At 42.0% G+C, this 16,417-nt stretch carries 15 protein-coding genes; 1 reads left to right on the forward strand and 14 read right to left on the reverse strand.

Going from position 1 to position 16,417, the window contains the following annotated elements; all coding sequences use genetic code 11:
* Positions 1–143: 143 nt before the first annotated feature.
* The 6 genes from DXB52_RS08655 to DXB52_RS08680 form a co-directional block, all read right to left on the reverse strand.
* Positions 144–1,640 carry a sugar transferase gene (locus DXB52_RS08655; RefSeq protein ID WP_330580693.1) on the reverse strand — a complete coding sequence of 499 codons (1,497 nt, stop codon included), beginning with the start codon at positions 1,638–1,640 and terminating at the stop codon, positions 144–146.
* An 84-nt stretch (positions 1,641–1,724) separates the two neighbouring features.
* Positions 1,725–2,420 carry a CpsD/CapB family tyrosine-protein kinase gene (locus DXB52_RS08660; RefSeq protein ID WP_117542366.1) on the reverse strand — a complete coding sequence of 232 codons (696 nt, stop codon included), beginning with the start codon at positions 2,418–2,420 and terminating at the stop codon, positions 1,725–1,727.
* Positions 2,421–3,179: a YveK family protein gene (locus DXB52_RS08665; RefSeq protein ID WP_117542367.1), complete on the reverse strand. Its 759-nt coding sequence runs from the start codon at positions 3,177–3,179 to the stop codon at positions 2,421–2,423. It lies immediately after the preceding gene.
* Between the two features lie 12 nt (positions 3,180–3,191).
* Positions 3,192–3,938, reverse strand: a complete 747-nt coding sequence (locus DXB52_RS08670; RefSeq protein ID WP_117542368.1) for a CpsB/CapC family capsule biosynthesis tyrosine phosphatase — start codon at positions 3,936–3,938, stop codon at positions 3,192–3,194.
* A gap of 197 nt (positions 3,939–4,135) precedes the next feature.
* Positions 4,136–4,492 carry a stage V sporulation protein AE gene (spoVAE, locus tag DXB52_RS08675; protein WP_117542369.1) on the reverse strand — a complete coding sequence of 119 codons (357 nt, stop codon included), beginning with the start codon at positions 4,490–4,492 and terminating at the stop codon, positions 4,136–4,138.
* A gap of 72 nt (positions 4,493–4,564) precedes the next feature.
* Positions 4,565–5,677: a stage V sporulation protein AD gene (locus DXB52_RS08680; RefSeq protein ID WP_330677897.1), complete on the reverse strand. Its 1,113-nt coding sequence runs from the start codon at positions 5,675–5,677 to the stop codon at positions 4,565–4,567.
* Between the two features lie 108 nt (positions 5,678–5,785).
* Between DXB52_RS08680 and spoVAC the strand changes: the two genes are divergently transcribed.
* Positions 5,786–6,244: a stage V sporulation protein AC gene (gene spoVAC, locus DXB52_RS08685; protein WP_055170376.1), complete on the forward strand. Its 459-nt coding sequence runs from the start codon at positions 5,786–5,788 to the stop codon at positions 6,242–6,244.
* A gap of 37 nt (positions 6,245–6,281) precedes the next feature.
* On the opposite strand, the gene DXB52_RS08690 is transcribed toward spoVAC, so the two are convergent.
* From DXB52_RS08690 to DXB52_RS08730, 8 genes are all read right to left on the reverse strand, one after another.
* On the reverse strand, positions 6,282–7,499 hold the full coding sequence (locus DXB52_RS08690) for a carboxynorspermidine decarboxylase (protein WP_118106967.1): 1,218 nt from the start codon (positions 7,497–7,499) through the stop codon (positions 6,282–6,284).
* Positions 7,499–8,758 carry a saccharopine dehydrogenase family protein gene (locus tag DXB52_RS08695; protein WP_117916942.1) on the reverse strand — a complete coding sequence of 420 codons (1,260 nt, stop codon included), beginning with the start codon at positions 8,756–8,758 and terminating at the stop codon, positions 7,499–7,501. Before DXB52_RS08695 ends, DXB52_RS08690 begins: the two co-directional genes overlap by 1 nt.
* Positions 8,759–8,838: 80 nt before the next feature.
* On the reverse strand, positions 8,839–9,696 hold the full coding sequence (speB, locus tag DXB52_RS08700) for an agmatinase (RefSeq protein ID WP_015528169.1): 858 nt from the start codon (positions 9,694–9,696) through the stop codon (positions 8,839–8,841).
* A 3-nt stretch (positions 9,697–9,699) separates the two neighbouring features.
* On the reverse strand, positions 9,700–10,554 hold the full coding sequence (gene speE / locus DXB52_RS08705; RefSeq protein ID WP_020436216.1) for a polyamine aminopropyltransferase: 855 nt from the start codon (positions 10,552–10,554) through the stop codon (positions 9,700–9,702).
* A 5-nt stretch (positions 10,555–10,559) separates the two neighbouring features.
* On the reverse strand, positions 10,560–12,026 hold the full coding sequence (locus DXB52_RS08710) for an aminotransferase class I/II-fold pyridoxal phosphate-dependent enzyme (protein WP_117542394.1): 1,467 nt from the start codon (positions 12,024–12,026) through the stop codon (positions 10,560–10,562).
* Between the two features lie 481 nt (positions 12,027–12,507).
* Positions 12,508–13,632 (reverse strand): flagellin lysine-N-methylase, encoded by a 1,125-nt coding sequence (gene fliB / locus DXB52_RS08715; RefSeq protein WP_118106970.1) that lies wholly within the window; start codon positions 13,630–13,632, stop codon positions 12,508–12,510.
* Between the two features lie 182 nt (positions 13,633–13,814).
* Complete coding sequence (gene rhaD, locus DXB52_RS08720; protein ID WP_117579692.1) at positions 13,815–14,648, reverse strand: rhamnulose-1-phosphate aldolase; 834 nt, start codon at positions 14,646–14,648, stop codon at positions 13,815–13,817.
* A gap of 583 nt (positions 14,649–15,231) precedes the next feature.
* Positions 15,232–16,254, reverse strand: a complete 1,023-nt coding sequence (locus DXB52_RS08730) for a DNA/RNA non-specific endonuclease (RefSeq protein ID WP_118106974.1) — start codon at positions 16,252–16,254, stop codon at positions 15,232–15,234.
* Positions 16,255–16,417 lie beyond the last annotated feature (163 nt).

The following is a 16,417-nucleotide window of genomic DNA, read 5'->3' on the forward strand; positions in this document are numbered from 1 at the left end:
TCCTCCTAAACTTTATTTCAATTCTTTGTTTTTTCTTCATGTAGCCATACGTTCAATATCAATAACACCTGCAGCTTCCCCTCCCGGTTCCACTGCAGATCATCATTCTTATATCATTTTCCTTATCTCTTCTATCTAATCCATCACTTGGATCCACTGCCCTTAAGCACAACTCCGACAGTCTTAAGCAGAATTTTGATATCCATTCCGATATTCCAGTTCTTGACATATTCCATATCAAGCTTTACAACTTCCTCAAAGTCAGTGATATCACTTCTTCCGCTCACCTGCCACATTCCGGTCAGTCCCGGCTTCACGGCAAGTCTTCCGCGGTGATATGGCTCATACTGTTTCCACTCATCTACTGTTGGTGGACGGGTTCCTACGAGACTCATATCTCCTTTGAGTACATTCCAGAACTGCGGGAATTCATCCAAAGATGTCTTACGGATAAACCAGCCAAGTCCATGCTTGCTTCCATCCGCTCCGCTTCCGATGATTCTTGGGTCATTCTCCATCTTGAACATGAGCCCCTTCATCTCGTTCTGTTTCATCAGTTCTTTCTTGCGTTCCTCTGCATCCATATACATGCTTCGGAATTTATAGATCTTAAATAATTTACCGTTTTTTCCTACTCTCATCTGAGAGAAGAAGATTGGCCCCGGTGAAGCAATATAGATTGCCGGAGCAAGGAATATTGTAATGATACCTGTCAGAATCATTCCAACGATTCCGCCACAGATGTCTATCGTTCTCTTCATCATGGCCTGCCGTGAGGAAATCACTCTGACGCTGGAAGTCAGGACTGTATATCCACCCATGCGGTTAATAAACTGATTTCCTGCCCATCCTGCTCTGTCTCCCAGACATTCGTGAACTGTAATTCCCATGTTCACGCATGTTTCAAACAAATCTTCCGGTATCAATGTTTTCTTCTTAATTCCAACAAGAAGAGCATCAACCCATCTTTTCTGTATGTATTCAGTTACTGTATCAATCTTACTTACAACCGGAATTCCTTCGATCATTTCATTTTCTTCCGGTTCGCGGTCTGCAAGTACGATTCCGACAATATCGAATTCATTAAATACATTCTGTTCCACCCGTCTTAACATGGAATCTATTTCATCACTTGTTGAAACAAGGAGTATATTTATTTTTGAATAGAGCATATTGCCATGTTTCAGCAAATATTTCTTCCATACGATTCGCACCGCATAAAGCAGAACCACTGCCATTGGAATGAATGAGCTGATCACAAGACGCGAGGTCATGCTTCCCTGTTTGCTCATAAAAAGATATACGATCACAAGCACACTCACGATAAACACATGCTTCAATACATTCTTAAACTCTACAAAATATCCTCTTCTCATGATCCCATGATATGGCTCTGTAAAGAAAGCTGTACAAATGTCTATCAGTATAATAATAATCCCGATATTCAGATATAATCCGTTATGATACAGATCACTTGTTCCCATGCGCAATACATAACTGCTTATATAAGCCAGCTGTAATGCAACAAGATCTAGTATAATGAAATCCCAGTGCTTCAACCAGCCGTTACTGTTCTTCCTATACATTCGCGTACACCCTTTTCCCCTGATAATCTTCTGTCTGACTGCATAACAAAACATCTGATTTTATTTATCTTAAATGCTTTGTCTGTTTTTTCTCTGTAAACTGAAATATGCAGCGGATATTCTCCACTGCATATCCGGCTATTCCTGTTTGCTTTTACCGTAGTAGTATGAATTATACTTACTATAGTATTTTTCTTTCTTCATATCCACTTTATTCAGTACTGCACCGAGAAGCTTACATCCACTCTTTGTAAGCTGTTCTTTTGCTTTCATTGCATCTCTTCTGCTTACTGCTTCGCTCTCGATTACGAGGATTGCTCCATCACATTGTTTTGCTGCGATTGCTGCATCACTCATACTGATGATCGGTGGTGTATCAATCAAAATATAATCATAAACTTTTCTTGTCTCTTCGATCAATCTGCCAAAACGTCCCTGCTCCAGAAGCTCTGACGGGTTCGGAGCATACGGACCTGAAAAGATAATCTCAAGATTACGGTAATTGGTAGAATAAATTATTTCTTCCAAAGCAACCTGTCCACTTAAATACTGTGACAGTCCATTGGTCTTCTGTTTGATCTGGTAACGTTTGATATAACTGGACTTACGAATATCTGCATCTATGATCAGAACTCTCTTTCCCATCTTTCCAATCTCTACTGCAAGCTGGAAAGCCACATCACTTTTTCCTTCATTTGGATAACAGCTTGTGAGAACAATACTCTTTGTCTCTACACCACTGAACTGCATATTTGTACGGAGGGTTTTAATAGCCTCTTCATAGAAGACATCTTCTTTTCTGGAATCTGTCAATATAACTCTCTGAATTGCCATTTATTTTTTCCTCCTTTTCTTCTTTTTCTTCGATGTTGTCTTGCTTGAATTGCGAGGTCCTTTTCCTGTAATGTAGTCTTTTCTATCCGGAATACTTGCCAGTGTTGTCAGACCGAGGTAGTTCTCGATATCTTCCTCTGACTTGATTGTATCATCCATCAGTGTGAGAAGGATAATAATACCTGCGGAAAGAATCAGACCAGCCAGTGCTCCGATCAGCACATTCTTCTTTGTACTCGGACTTGTCTGGATTGTCGGCACTTCACCTTCTTCAATAACTTTCGGTGGTGTTACTTCCATCTTGTCTCCGATAAAGTCAGCTGATGTCTTCGCCAGCGTGTCAGCAATCTTCTTTGCCATCTTTGGATCTTTGTCTATTGCTGTAATGGAAAGAATACGTGTATCACTTGGATTCTCTATTGTGATACATTCCATCAACTCTTTATATGTCATATCCAGATTCAGTTCATCTACTACGTCCTGCAATACTGTACGGCTTGTGATCAGGATGTTGTAGTCTTTCGTCAGCTGACTACCGATCTGCAGATCAGCCAGTGAAGAAAGTGTTGTTTCCTTTGTGAGAACAAGCATTGTAGATGTTGCGCTGTAAACAGGTGTCATCAAAAGCTTTGTTGCTGCTCCGGCAATCACTGCTCCTGCCAGTACGGCTGCAAGGATTACCAAAACACGCTTTTTCAATGCGTAGTATAGTTCTCTGAGGTCAATCTCGACCTCGTCGTCATCATGCGTCTTTCCCATCTTTGCTCCCCTTTATTTTATTATTTTGTTTTCTGTAATGCGAAGTGCATTCTCTCTTGTTATCTGTCTGAGGTAAGTACTGTCTAAATGCTTCCTCATCCAACCCATTGGCTCTTTTGTATCAGGCATTCTGCTCCCGATATTGTGCATATCAGTTCCCATAAAATGGATATTCCTTTTTTTCAGATTATCCTTACACCAGCGCGCTGTTGCATCATGCCAGCCTCCACTGACGGATCTGTAATTCATTTGGATCAATGCTTCCAGATCGATCAGTTCTTCCACACGCTTACCTTTTCTAAGGCAACGATACCTCTCCGCATGAGCAACTACCGGAGTATATCCTGCTCTTGACAGATTCCTCACCGCTGTACATATCTCTGAATAAGGCACTGACGGCATAAACTCAACCAGTACGTAATTACTGTCTGCCAACGTAAGCAGTTTTCCCTCTTCAAGCAGTCGTATAACACTATTAGAATAAAAAATCTCCTGACCTGTCCAGATTCGAATTGGTCTTTTGCACTTCACCTTTCCCTCTGGTCCTTGCACCGGACGATTTGCACGGCTCATCAGCTCATCCCGAAGCCGTCTCAGCTTCTCCGGATCTCTGTTCGGAAACGCTTTGGAATAATGTGAAGTTGCAAACACATCTGTGATTCCCTGTCTTCTCGCCATAGAAAGCATATGAAGACTTTCTTTCATCGAAGACGCTCCATCATCAACTCCGGGCAAGATATGGCTATGTATATCAATCATCTTTAACTCATCCTTTTACACAATGAAAGAGACACCTGGGATAAAAAATCTGTCCTGCCGTGCCTCCTTGTTCCGTCGTATCTTATTGCCTTTAATACTCAATTAATGATATTTCATTTTTCTTTTACTGTCAAGATATTTTCATGTATATTTTTATGAACCTTGTAACATTTTGTAACATTATAGTGATTTCTCGTTTATTTCTTCATTTTGGGTTCAAAAATCAATGAAGCCAGGTATCCAAAAATAAGTGCTGCGCTGATTCCGGCGGCACTTGCCTTGAACCCTCCCAGAAAGATTCCGAGGAATCCGTTTTTATCAACAGCTTCCTTCACACCTTTCCACAGGACATTTCCGAATCCCAGAAGTGGAACGCTTGCGCCTGCTCCTGAAAATTTTACAAATGGTTCGTATGCTCCAATAAATCCAAGCACTGCGCCTGTACAGACGAGTAATACCATAACCCGTCCCGGCATCAGCTTTGTTCTGTCCAGAAGAATCTGCACTGCAGCGCAGATGAGACCTCCGATTAAAAATGCTTTTATATAATCCATTTTTCTATTCCTTTTCTTTTTTTAACACACACTTAGCACATTTTTTACTTCTTCCTATTATAATAGGGCTTTTCAACAGTGTTCGATCATAATCGCATGCGCAATTCCAGGCACACTTGCTCCTTCATTGAAGCTGACCGTTGACATCAATGCACCGGTCGGCACAAAGAGTATCCTTCTCCATTCTCCGTTCTCAATCTTTGGCAGAATATAAGAAGCCAGTGTTGACGCTGCGCATCCACAGCCGCTTCCGCCGGCATGTGTATCCTGTGTCTCCTGATCAAAGATAGTCATTCCACAATCCATATGCTTTTTTCTGATATCATATCCTCTGCTTTTCATTAGGTCAAAAAGTATGGATTGACCAATATATCCAAGATCACCTGTTATAATCTGATCGTAATCTTCCTGTGTACGTCCAAGATCCTGAAAATTACGGTAGATGGTATCGGTTGCAGCCGGAGCCATACATGCCCCCATGTTCTGTGAATCCTTCAGGCCAAAGTCCACAATCTTCCCTATCGTAACGCCGGTGATCCGAACATGCCGGAACTGGGATTTTCTTTGACGTTGCTTATCGGAATGTATTTTATTCAGATGGCTTCCTACGAGGAAAGCCCCGCTGGCTGTCACGGTCCAGTGTGCGGAAAGTGGTCTCTGGTTCGCATATCCTAACGGAAATCGAAATTCTTTCTCTGCACTTCCGAAATGGCTGGATGTTACTGCCAGCATGTAATCTCCGTATCCTGCTGCCACACTCATTGCTGCTAATGCCAGTGCTTCTCCTGATGTGGAACATGCGCCATACAGGCCGAATATGGGAATCTGCAGATCTTCCACTCCCATAGAAGTTGCGATCCCTTGTCTGAGAAGATCTCCACCAAAGAGATAACGCACAGACTTCGGATCTACATGCGACTTTCCAAGTGCCAGTACACAGGCTTCCTTCTGCATGTTGCTTTCGGCTTCCTCCCAGGTCTCTGCTCCAAACAGGTCATCCTCATTTGTCAGATCGAAGTATTTTCCAAGCGGTCCCTGAGCTTCTTTGCTTCCGGCAACAGATGCTGCGCTTAGAAGATAAGGTGCTTTTGTGAATACAATGCTCTGTGCTCCACGAAGCTGGGACAGATGAAAAGGACCGCACTCCGACTCAATTGTCCGGTTCTTGTTTCCCGTATCATTCATATCATTTCCTCATTTCTGATGTTTCATTATTTATTTTTAAGGATATTATTTTCATTTTGTGAAAAACTATGTGTAGAATTTGAAAACAAAAAAGAAGGGATTTCATTTATGGACAAAATAGAACAATTAAAACAACAGAAACAATATGAAGCCTATGTCAAAAAGAAAACACCACAGCACAATGTGTGGTTCAACATGATGAAGGCGTTCTTCCTTGGTGGAATGATCTGCCTGATTGGACAATGTATTTATCATTTCTGTGAATTGAAAAAACTTTCCCCGGATGACTGCAGCAGCTGGACTTCTATTCTGCTCATTCTTCTGAGTATCCTTCTCACCGGTACCGGAATTTATCCACTGCTTGCTAAATGGGGCGGTGCCGGTGCACTTGTTCCGATTACCGGCTTTGCCAACTCTGTTGCTGCACCTGCGATTGAATATAAGAAGGAGGGCCAGGTTTTTGGTATTGGCTGTAAGATTTTCACGATTGCCGGACCGGTGATCCTGTATGGAATTGTGACGAGCTGGGCGCTTGGAGTTGTATATTGGGTATGGACGTTGATGTGAAACAAGAAATGTGTTAAATAAATGTATTAGGAAGCCGCTATTCACGGCTTCCTAATCTTTCTTTAAAATCTGTATAATCAAATACGGTTAGCTGCTGCATGGTTCTGTCAGCATGTCTGATCCAGATATCCGGCAATGGCATCCCGTTAAATGTATTATTTTTGCAAGTCGTATAAATCGCCATATCTCCAAACAGAAGGAGATCTCCGTATTCCGGTAGTTTGCTGAATTTATAGTCTCCAATGATATCCCCTGACAGGCAGGTTGGACCTCCTAACCGGACTGTAATCCCGCTATCTGTTGTCTCATCCGATGATCCAAGAAGCGGTGGACGATAAGGCATTTCCAGTACATCCGGCATATGGCAGGCGGCGCTGGCATCTACGATTGCAATCTGTGTGTCTCCATTTTTCAGAACATCCAGCACACTGGTCAGAAGAAATCCTGCATTCAATGCCCAGGCTTCTCCCGGCTCCAGATAAACCTCAACCTTCCATTCTTCCTGTGCCGTTCGAATGCATCGCTCCAGTCGCTCAATATCATATCCTGGTCTTGTAATATGATGACCACCGCCAAAATTGATCCATTTCACTTTGGCAATCAAATCACCGAACTGTTTCTTTACGGAAGCAAGGGTTGTCTCCAGATCATCCGAGTCCTGCTCACAGAGAGTATGGAAATGAACCCCATCCAAAAGTTCCATCAACTCCGGATTCTTCACAATTGCTTCATCCCACTGTACTCTTGTTGTACCCATGCGGCTTCCCGGTGCACAAGGGTCATAAATCTCATGTCCCTCCTGGGTAGAGCATTCCGGATTGATTCGAAGTCCCACGCTCTTTCCTGCCTCTTTCGCCATTCTTCCAAAGCGAAGAAGCTGGGACGGAGAATTAAATACAATATGATCGGCGTATTGAAGAAGTTCCTCGAATTCATCCGCCCGGTAACCTGCACAGAATACATGAACTTCTTTTCCCGCCATTTCCTCTGCCCCTAATCTTGCCTCATACAATCCACTGGCCTCTGTACCCGCCAGATACGGTTCAAAAAAAGGATAACAATCATAATTACTGAATGCTTTCTGTGCCAGAAGCATCTTACATCCTGTCCGTTCTGCTACTCCACCGAGCAGTTTTGCGTTTTCTATAAGTGCTTTTTCATCCAGTATATAACAAGGTGTTTTGATGTTCTGAAATTCCGGCGGAATAATTCCGCCGGTGGCTGTAAATGGTGCTCTTTTATCTAATCTTTCCATCAGTCTACCAGCTTCGGATCATGATTTTCACTGCGCGGCAGACCATAACGGTCAAGTGCGTCCAGGAACGGATCCGGATCAAATTCCTCTACGGTATATACACCCGGTCTAATCCATTTTCCAGTCAGCATCATCAATGCTCCGCACATTGCCGGAACACCTGTTGTATAACTGATTGCCTGGCTTCCAACCTCATGGTAGCATTCCTGATGATCGCATACGTTATAGATATAGTAAGTCTTCTCTTTTCCATCTTTTACACCGGTAAAAATACAGCCAATATTTGTTTTTCCTTTTGTGCGTGAACCAAGACTTGCCGGATCCGGAAGAAGTTCTTTCAGGAACTGGATCGGAACGATTTCCTGTCCATTATACTGGATCGGTGTTGTAGAAAGCATTCCCACATCCTCAAGACAACGCATATGATCCAGATAACTTTGTCCAAAAGTCATAAAGAAACGAATACGTTTCACACCTGGAATTGTTTTCGCAAGAGACTCTATTTCCTCATGATGAAGCAGATACATGTCCTTGTCTCCGACCTGATCAAAGTTGTATTCTCTCTTAATATCCATCGGCGGGATTTCTACCCAATGTCCATTTTCCCAGTAACTTCCCGGTGCACTTACTTCACGAAGATTGATTTCCGGATTAAAGTTTGTCGCAAATGCATATCCATGATCACCGCCATTGCAGTCCAGAATATCAATGGTATCGATCTGATCAAATTCATGTTTTAATGCATATGCACAATATGCCTGTGTGACACCCGGGTCAAATCCGCATCCAAGCAGTGCTGTAAGACCTGCATCTTCAAATTTTTTGCGGTATGCCCACTGCCAGGAATAATCAAAATATGCTGAAAATCCTTCTTCTTTACAGCGTTTTTCGTAAATCGCACGCCACTTCGGATCATCCGTATCTTCCGGCTCGTAGTTCGCTGTATCCATATAGTTTACGCCACATGCCAGACACGCATCCATAATCGTCAGATCCTGATATGGAAGCGCAATATTCATTACCAGATCCGGTTTGTAATCATTGATCAGTTCGATCAGCTGATCCACATCGTCTGCATCAACCTTAGCTGTCGTAAGAACTGTTTTTGTCTTTCCTTTTAGCTTTTCTGCAAGTGCATCACATTTTTCCTTTGTACGGCTTGCAATACAAAGTTCTGTGAAGACCTCATCTGCCTGACAACATTTCTGAATTGCTACACTGGCTACTCCTCCGCAGCCGATTACAAGTACTCTACTCATAACTCTTCTCCTTTTCTTGACATGTAACTGTTTTCTTCAACAGTTGTATATTTATAATTGCTCTCTTATAAGTTGCCGGTTTATTTTGCAATTGCAAGAAGCAGTTCACGAAGAACCTTACATGCTGTTGCGGTTGAGACACCACTTGCATCCAACATAGGAGCAAGTTCATTCACATCCGCTCCTACTACATTTGCCTGTGCAACTGTACGGATGGCTTCAAGAAGCTCTAAGAAAGTTACTCCCCCCGCCTCCGGAGTCCCTGTTCCCGGAAATACTGCCGGATCCAGACAATCTAGATCAATTGTAAAATAAATTGGTACATTTTTCTCTTTCAATTCTCTTACAGTCTCTTCCAGTCCGTCAAAAGAAAGTGGATGGAAATCTGTATGCTGCGCGGCAAATCTAAATTCTTCTCTCTCTCCGCTTCGGATACAGAACTGATGAATACGTCCGTCTCCCAGAAGATCATGGCATCTTCGCAGAACGCATGCATGACTCAATCTGGCTCCCAGATAATCATCCCTTAAATCTGCATGTGCATCAAAATGGATGATATGTAGATCCGGATATTTCGCAGCTACAGCGCGTACTGCTGCCAGCGTCACCAGATGTTCTCCTCCCAGAAGCAATGGAAATTTATCTGATTTCAATATTTCTTCTGCTCTCTTTTGAATATCCGAAAGCGCCATTTCACTGCTTCCAAAGCAAAGTTCCAGATCCCCACTGTCAAATACACTGATATCCATAAGGTCTCTGTCCTGATATGGACTGTAAGTTTCAAGTCCGAAACTCTCATGACGCATAGCTGCCGGACCGAATCTTGCGCCCGGACGAAAACTTGTCGTCGAATCAAACGGCGCACCATAAAGGACAATCGATGCTTCCTCAAAGCTGCTTTCGCATCCGATAAAAGTTTCTATATTCGGTAAAATCATGAATTATTCCTCCACTTCTTTCAGCATATCTTCCAGAAATGCCGGAAGGTAAAATGCTCCTTTATGGAGTCTTGTTGTATAGTAACGTGTACGAAGATTTAATGCATTCCATGCTTCTGCGTCCAGATCATCTACGGGATGATATTTTTTGCTGGCAAATCCAAACAACCAGTAACCCGCGGCAAAGGTTGGGATATGCGCCTGATAAACACGGCTGATCTGAAATGTACTGGCAATTCTTTTATGGCTTCGCTGCATTGCATGTGCATCTTCTGCGTAGAATGGACTTCCCTGCTGGTTGACCATAATTCCATCCTCTTTCAACGCATTGTAACAATTTCCATAGAATTCTCGGGTAAACAATCCTTCCGATGGGCCAAACGGATCAGAAGAATCTACGATAATGAGATCATATTTTGCCTCGCATCTTCGGATGAAACGGAGTGCATTTTCGTAATGAAGATGTACTCTTCTGTCATCCAGTCTGCATGCATTTTCCGGAAGGTATGCACGACATGCCTCGACAACCATCGGATCCATTTCTACCAGATCAATGTGCCTGACCCTGTCGTATCTGGTCAGTTCACGAACGACACCGCCATCTCCGGCTCCAATCACCATAATCTCTTTTGCTTCTTTATGAATCGCCATCGGCACATGCGTGATCATCTCGTCATAAATAAATTCGTCACGTTCTGTCAGCATTACATTTCCGTCCAGAGTCAGAACACGGCCAAATTCCGGTGTCTCAAAAATATCAATTCTCTGATAATCACTCTGTCTGGAAAAGAGCTGACGATTTACCCGGATACTGTGTTTCACATCCGGTGTATGGAATTCTGAAAACCACATTTCCATTATTATTACCTCCCTGTCAGAACATTCAGTTTCAAAATATCCGGATCTTCCGGTCCGGTCATATTACACCCCTTCGCTTTTGCATACTCGATATAATCCAGAATTTCTGCTGTGATGCGTTCCCCAGGCGCAAGGATCGGAATTCCAGGTGGATAACACATCACAAATTCACTACAGACCATACCTTCTGTTTCCCGGAGTGGCAGACTGCACTTCTCTGCATAAAAAGCTTCCTGTGGACTGGCCACTACCTGAGGATCAATATATTCCTGACTCAGAAGTCCTGTTCCGTCTGTCTGAAAACGTCTGCGGATCTCCGCAAGTGCACTCACAAGCCGTTCTACTTCCTGTGCACGGTCTCCGATCGAAAGGTAAGCAAGAATGTTTCCAATATCTCCAAATTCGATCTGAATGTCGTATTCATCACGCAGAATATCATAAACTTCAATTCCTGCGAGTCCGATATCCAACGTATGTACACTTAACTTTGTAATATCAAAATCAAAAACAGAATTTCCATTTACCAGTTCTTTTCCAAATGCATAATAACCACCGATTGCATTGATTTCCTCTCTGGCATATTCTGCCATATCTGCTACCTGATGGAAAATCTGACGGCCACGCTGTGCAAGATTCCTTCTTGAAATGTCAAGACTCGACATCAGAAGATAGCTTCCTGATGTTGTCTGTGTCAGATTGATGATCTGCCGCACATACCCGGCATGTACGTCCGGACCTGTAAGAAGCAGACTCGACTGTGTAAGACTGCCTCCGCTTTTGTGCATGGATACGGACGCCATATCTGCGCCTGCTTCCATAGCTGAAACAGGAAGTCCGCCACCGAAATAAAAATGTGTTCCATGCGCTTCGTCTACCAGACACATCATTCCTGCCTCATGTGCCATCTTGACAATTGCTCGCAGATCACTGCATATTCCATAGTAAGTCGGATTATTTACTAACACTGCAACTGCCTTTGGATGTTCTTTTATCGCTTTTGCTACCTGTTCTCTCTGCATTCCCAGGGAAATCCCAAGCCGCTGGTCTACCTCCGGATTTACATAAACAGGGATCGCACCACATAAAACAAGTGCATTCAACACACTTCTGTGAACATTACGTGGCAATATGATCTCATCTCCACGTTTGCAGGCAGTCAGAACCATTGTCTGTACAGAACTTGTCGTGCCCCCTACCATTAAAAATGCATGTGCTGCTCCAAAGGCATCTGCTGCCAGTTCTTCTGCTTCCCGTATTACAGATACCGGATGGCAGAGATTGTCCAGTGGTTTCATACTGTTGACATCGACGCCTACACATTTTTGTCCGAGAAATTCTGTCAGCTCCGGATTTCCTCTTCCCCGTTTATGACCAGGGACATCAAATGGCACAACTCTCATTCGCCGGAAAGTCTCCAGAGCCTCATGAATCGGTGCATGATTCTGGTTTAATTTAAAACGACTCCCTTTCATATTTCCTCTCTTTCCAGGTTCCTTTGTCAAAACACTTTCTTAATACAGAAAAAACGCAGATAAGGGCGCTAAGCCACAAACCTGCGTTCGGTATGTATTCGTCTGTTTTATTCTCAGCTGTAACAGAAAAGTCAATATCTTCTCTTAGATTTTTAAATAAAACTTCTGGATCATGCGTGTCAGAGTCTATATAGCAATTATACTTTTACTACTCTTATTGACCGTTTCACAAGTCTGCGCGTCTGGCGCATAAGGCTATCAAAGAAACCTACTTATAAAATTAGAGCTTTTCACTCAATCAATAAGGCAACCAAAGTTACCATAATCGGCAGTGGACCCGGCTGTCCGTATGGCCTTAACCTCGCTGGGTGGTCCGAAACAATTGCTTTGAAAAGACTCTGTCTGTTACTCTGCATCTTCGTCTCTCAAAATCGACTATAGCATAACATGTTAAAAAAACACTGTCAAGAATTTCTCCCATCTATTCGTTACTTTCTTGCAGCAATTCTTGCATTAAATTAAGGTTCGAATCAGAATGTTCCAGTTCTCTTGAATAACGATACACCGTATCTATCACATCATTTATATCTAGCACTTTTTCTTGCTTCATCCACTGCGCCATCAGAAGTTCATGGATCAACAGGGTGCTGACAACAGCCATCTGTGCTTTCGCAAACGCTTCTCCATCGTATACTGCACCGCAAAAATAGGTACTGATGAAATATACAAGGAGCTGTTCATACTGTATTTCATATTCCGGCATTTCTTTCGCCATCCAAGCATGAAATTCTTGTATCATCTCAACATATCGTTTTTTGTCTATTTTTTCATTTACATTTCTATATAATAATTTCTTTGTTTCTTGGAGATAAGACTCCCAATCCGCTCTTAAATGTTCCATCTGATACTGATTTTGAAACATCTTTCTACTATGTGTATAGTAATCCACTTCTGCAAGAGCATTTTTCACTCCCCGCACGCCTTCTTCAGCCTGATAGTAATCAAATACATCATCCATCGAGAATATATCTTCTTCGTCAATACATTCCTGCAGATCACGTGCAATCGCCAGAATAAGAGCTGCTCGCAGATTCAGCTTTTCCTCTCTGTCCTGTAAAATCTCAATCATCACATCTCTTGCATCTAACAGTTTCGAATATAAAAACGGATCAAAATCTTCATAATCTTCTTCCTCATCTGTTTCATAAGTAAGAAAATGTACCGGTTCTTTTTTATTCATCAGGATTCTCGTCACTTCCGGACAGGATACAGAAAGTGTAACCTCCCGCACATCTTCAAATTCTTCAATATGTCTTGGATACAATTTACAGGTTCTGCACAGGCTCTCTTCTCCCAAGGCGGTATACATATCACAGAGGTTTGATTGATTCAGGAAAGCACATCTTCTGTCTTTATCCTGCTTGAATGTTCCTTCTTCCCAGTTGACAGATTCTTTCATACGCTCTGCAAATGTGCCTGTCTCATTTTTATATTTCTCTAATGAAGCTTCATCTGCAACGATCTGCCATCCGGCACAACAAGTGTCCTCACATTTTCCTGCAACACAGCTAAATTCATGATAATAATCCGGGATTGTATATAACATTAATCTACTTTATCCATTCCTTTCGCTTTTCTGATCATCTATAGAATTTCCGACCTGTTTTATTATAGCACGCACTTTTAAGAAATGGTTATAAAAAAACGCATCAAACCGACTGAATTTCAATTATCACTATTGAATATCCGGTCGATTTGATACGTTTTATTATTTTCTTAGAAATTTAATTATTTCTTTTTCTCATATAGGAACTCTTCTGGAAGTGTTACATTAAAGTCATGTGCCAGTTCGCGGAAGTTCTCCGGTGTGATTGTCTGAATCTTTCTTGGTGTCATAGAAAGAATCTTCACAAGGATCTCTGCTGACTTCTCTACTGTATGCATAAGACCGAATGTAAGATCGAAGTCTTCTCCTGAACAGAACATTCCATGATGTGCCCAAATAGCAACATCGTATTTCTCCATCAGTTCAGCTGTCTTCTCTGCGATTGCTCTTCCGCCCGGAACCATCCAGCCTACAACTCCAACTCCATCCGGGAATACGACCGGACACTCTGTTGCTGACTCCCAAAGTTCTCTTGTAAATACCTGATCATCCAAAGGAAGAACGAATGTCAGTGCGATTGTATTTGTTGTATGTGCATGGTAGATTACACGATGTTTTCCGTTTGTGATTCTCTTCTTCACTTCATGGTTCATCAGATGAGTTGGAAGCTCACTTGTCGGTCTTCCTCCCTCTACCAGTCCCCAACGGATTCTGTATTTTGTTCCTGTAGAATCAATCTCAATAATTGCAAGACATACTTCAGGATCAACGATAATATTTCTGAAATACTTTCCACTTCCTGTTACAAGGAAGAATTCTCCTGCAAGTCCCGGAACCTCTGTTCCGATCTCTGTCCATTCTCCTGATTCATTCAGACGTGGTCTGATCAGCTCAACCTCTTCTGGTTTCAAACGATAACTTAAATTACCACCATTTCTCTCATGCCATCCCTGAAGGAATCCGTCATTTGCCATTTTAATAAAATCCTGTACAAACTTTGCATCTAAAATCTTCATATTATTCTACTCCTCCTGTTTTTACTCATTTACCGCAATGTTGTTTTGTGTGGTTTATTTCTTCTTTATTATTGTTTTCTTGTGGTTTCTATTTGTATTATAGATGGTTTTATGTGGTTTGTAAACACTTTTTTCAAAAAAAATTGTACAATCCGAAAGACATTAACACAAAGCAAGCCTATCATGCTATAATTCTGAACTATATCAGGAGGTACTGATCATGGCTGTGATGATCCAGGCCAGACATCTTTTCTATGGACTTTCCATGTTAGATAAATTCAAAGGACTTGGGTGGAAGAAAAAATCCATGTTTCTTCTATGATTGGAATCCTGGTTTCGCTTGTATGTCTGATTCTCTTCGGAGCGAATTCCTTTATGATTCCAACAATAATACTGATTGTACTTCTACTGACAGTACTTCGAAAGTGGCTGGAACTATCTGTTATATGTTGATATTATATTTTCTATAATAATCTCTATAGCAAAAAGGTCTGAGACCACATGTGCTTACACATTAGCGGTTGCTGTTTTCACTTCGTGCGACCAGCAACCATTTCTAATCTCATAACTCTTCTCATAACTCTTACGGCTTGCATCTGCCACAAGGCTCATATCCTTCTTTAATCAAATCCGACCTACTTCCTGTATACTCTTCTTTGTTCTCTGCTTTGATGTCCTTCACACCAGAACAAGTTGATTTATGAAACTTTTTTGTATTCCTATTCAATATATAAGTTTCTTTTTTGGTTGGATTTGATGTTTTTGATGAATTGGATACATTTTTATCAGTCACTTCAGCTTCTGTTCCTGGAGCCCACTCACCTTCCGGCGTTGCGAGTTCTTCCGTCTGATAACTTTCTCCTGTCTCATAATTGATCACAATATATGGCTGCACATTATATACATATACGTTAAATGTCACCCCGGCGCCATCATCTTCCACAGACTTCGCCTCCATCTGGACTCCGGAAGCCACCAGGTCATCACCGCTATAGATTGGAGTGACACGATACATCACATGATTATCCGTTTCTTTGACATAATCTGCCACCTCATCCTCGAATGGAAGCATACCATCTACATTCATATAGCGTGTTCCTGTTATCAGATTGCGCTCATTCGCATTCTCACCTGTCAGCTGGAACCCAATCAGATGACAGCGGTTGTACAGATATCCACCGTCAATTCCATCATATTCCTTATTCACCCAGCCTGTTGGCTTCACACTACTGATGCTTTCTCTCTTCTGTGTCGGCATCAAATCTTCACCTACACAGGCTTCCGCTGTTTGGCATCTTCCCAGTTCATCTAACGGGCTGTATTCTTCGTAAGAATCTGTCGTAAGCTCATCTTCTGTAAATATTGGCTCATTATCATTGATCTCCACGTATGGCTGTCCTGTATACTCCGGTACTTCTTCCAACGTATCTACGGATTCTATCTGCCCTGTTGATGCGAATGTCGTTTCTGTTGTCGTTTGATTTCCGCGGTCAGAATCCTGATTGCCTGAGCCTTGTGATATCTGCAGTGAACCGCAGGATGTCAAAAGAAGACAAAGGACCGTTATACATCCACATAATATGGTTTTAAATTTCTTTTTGCTCATATTGCACTCCTTTTTCGAACATATGTACTTGTTAAGTATACACTATTTTTTCTAATATAGGAAGTGCTTTGTGTGAACACCAGTAACAAAATGTCAATAGTTTTTTAATCACTTTTCAAAAAAGGAAAAAAAATAGAACGTTATAGTTAATTTCCATACGCTC

It is taken from the genome of Ruminococcus sp. OM04-4AA (genome assembly GCF_003462585.1).
Taxonomy (GTDB): Bacteria; Bacillota; Clostridia; order Lachnospirales; family Lachnospiraceae; genus Mediterraneibacter; species Mediterraneibacter faecis.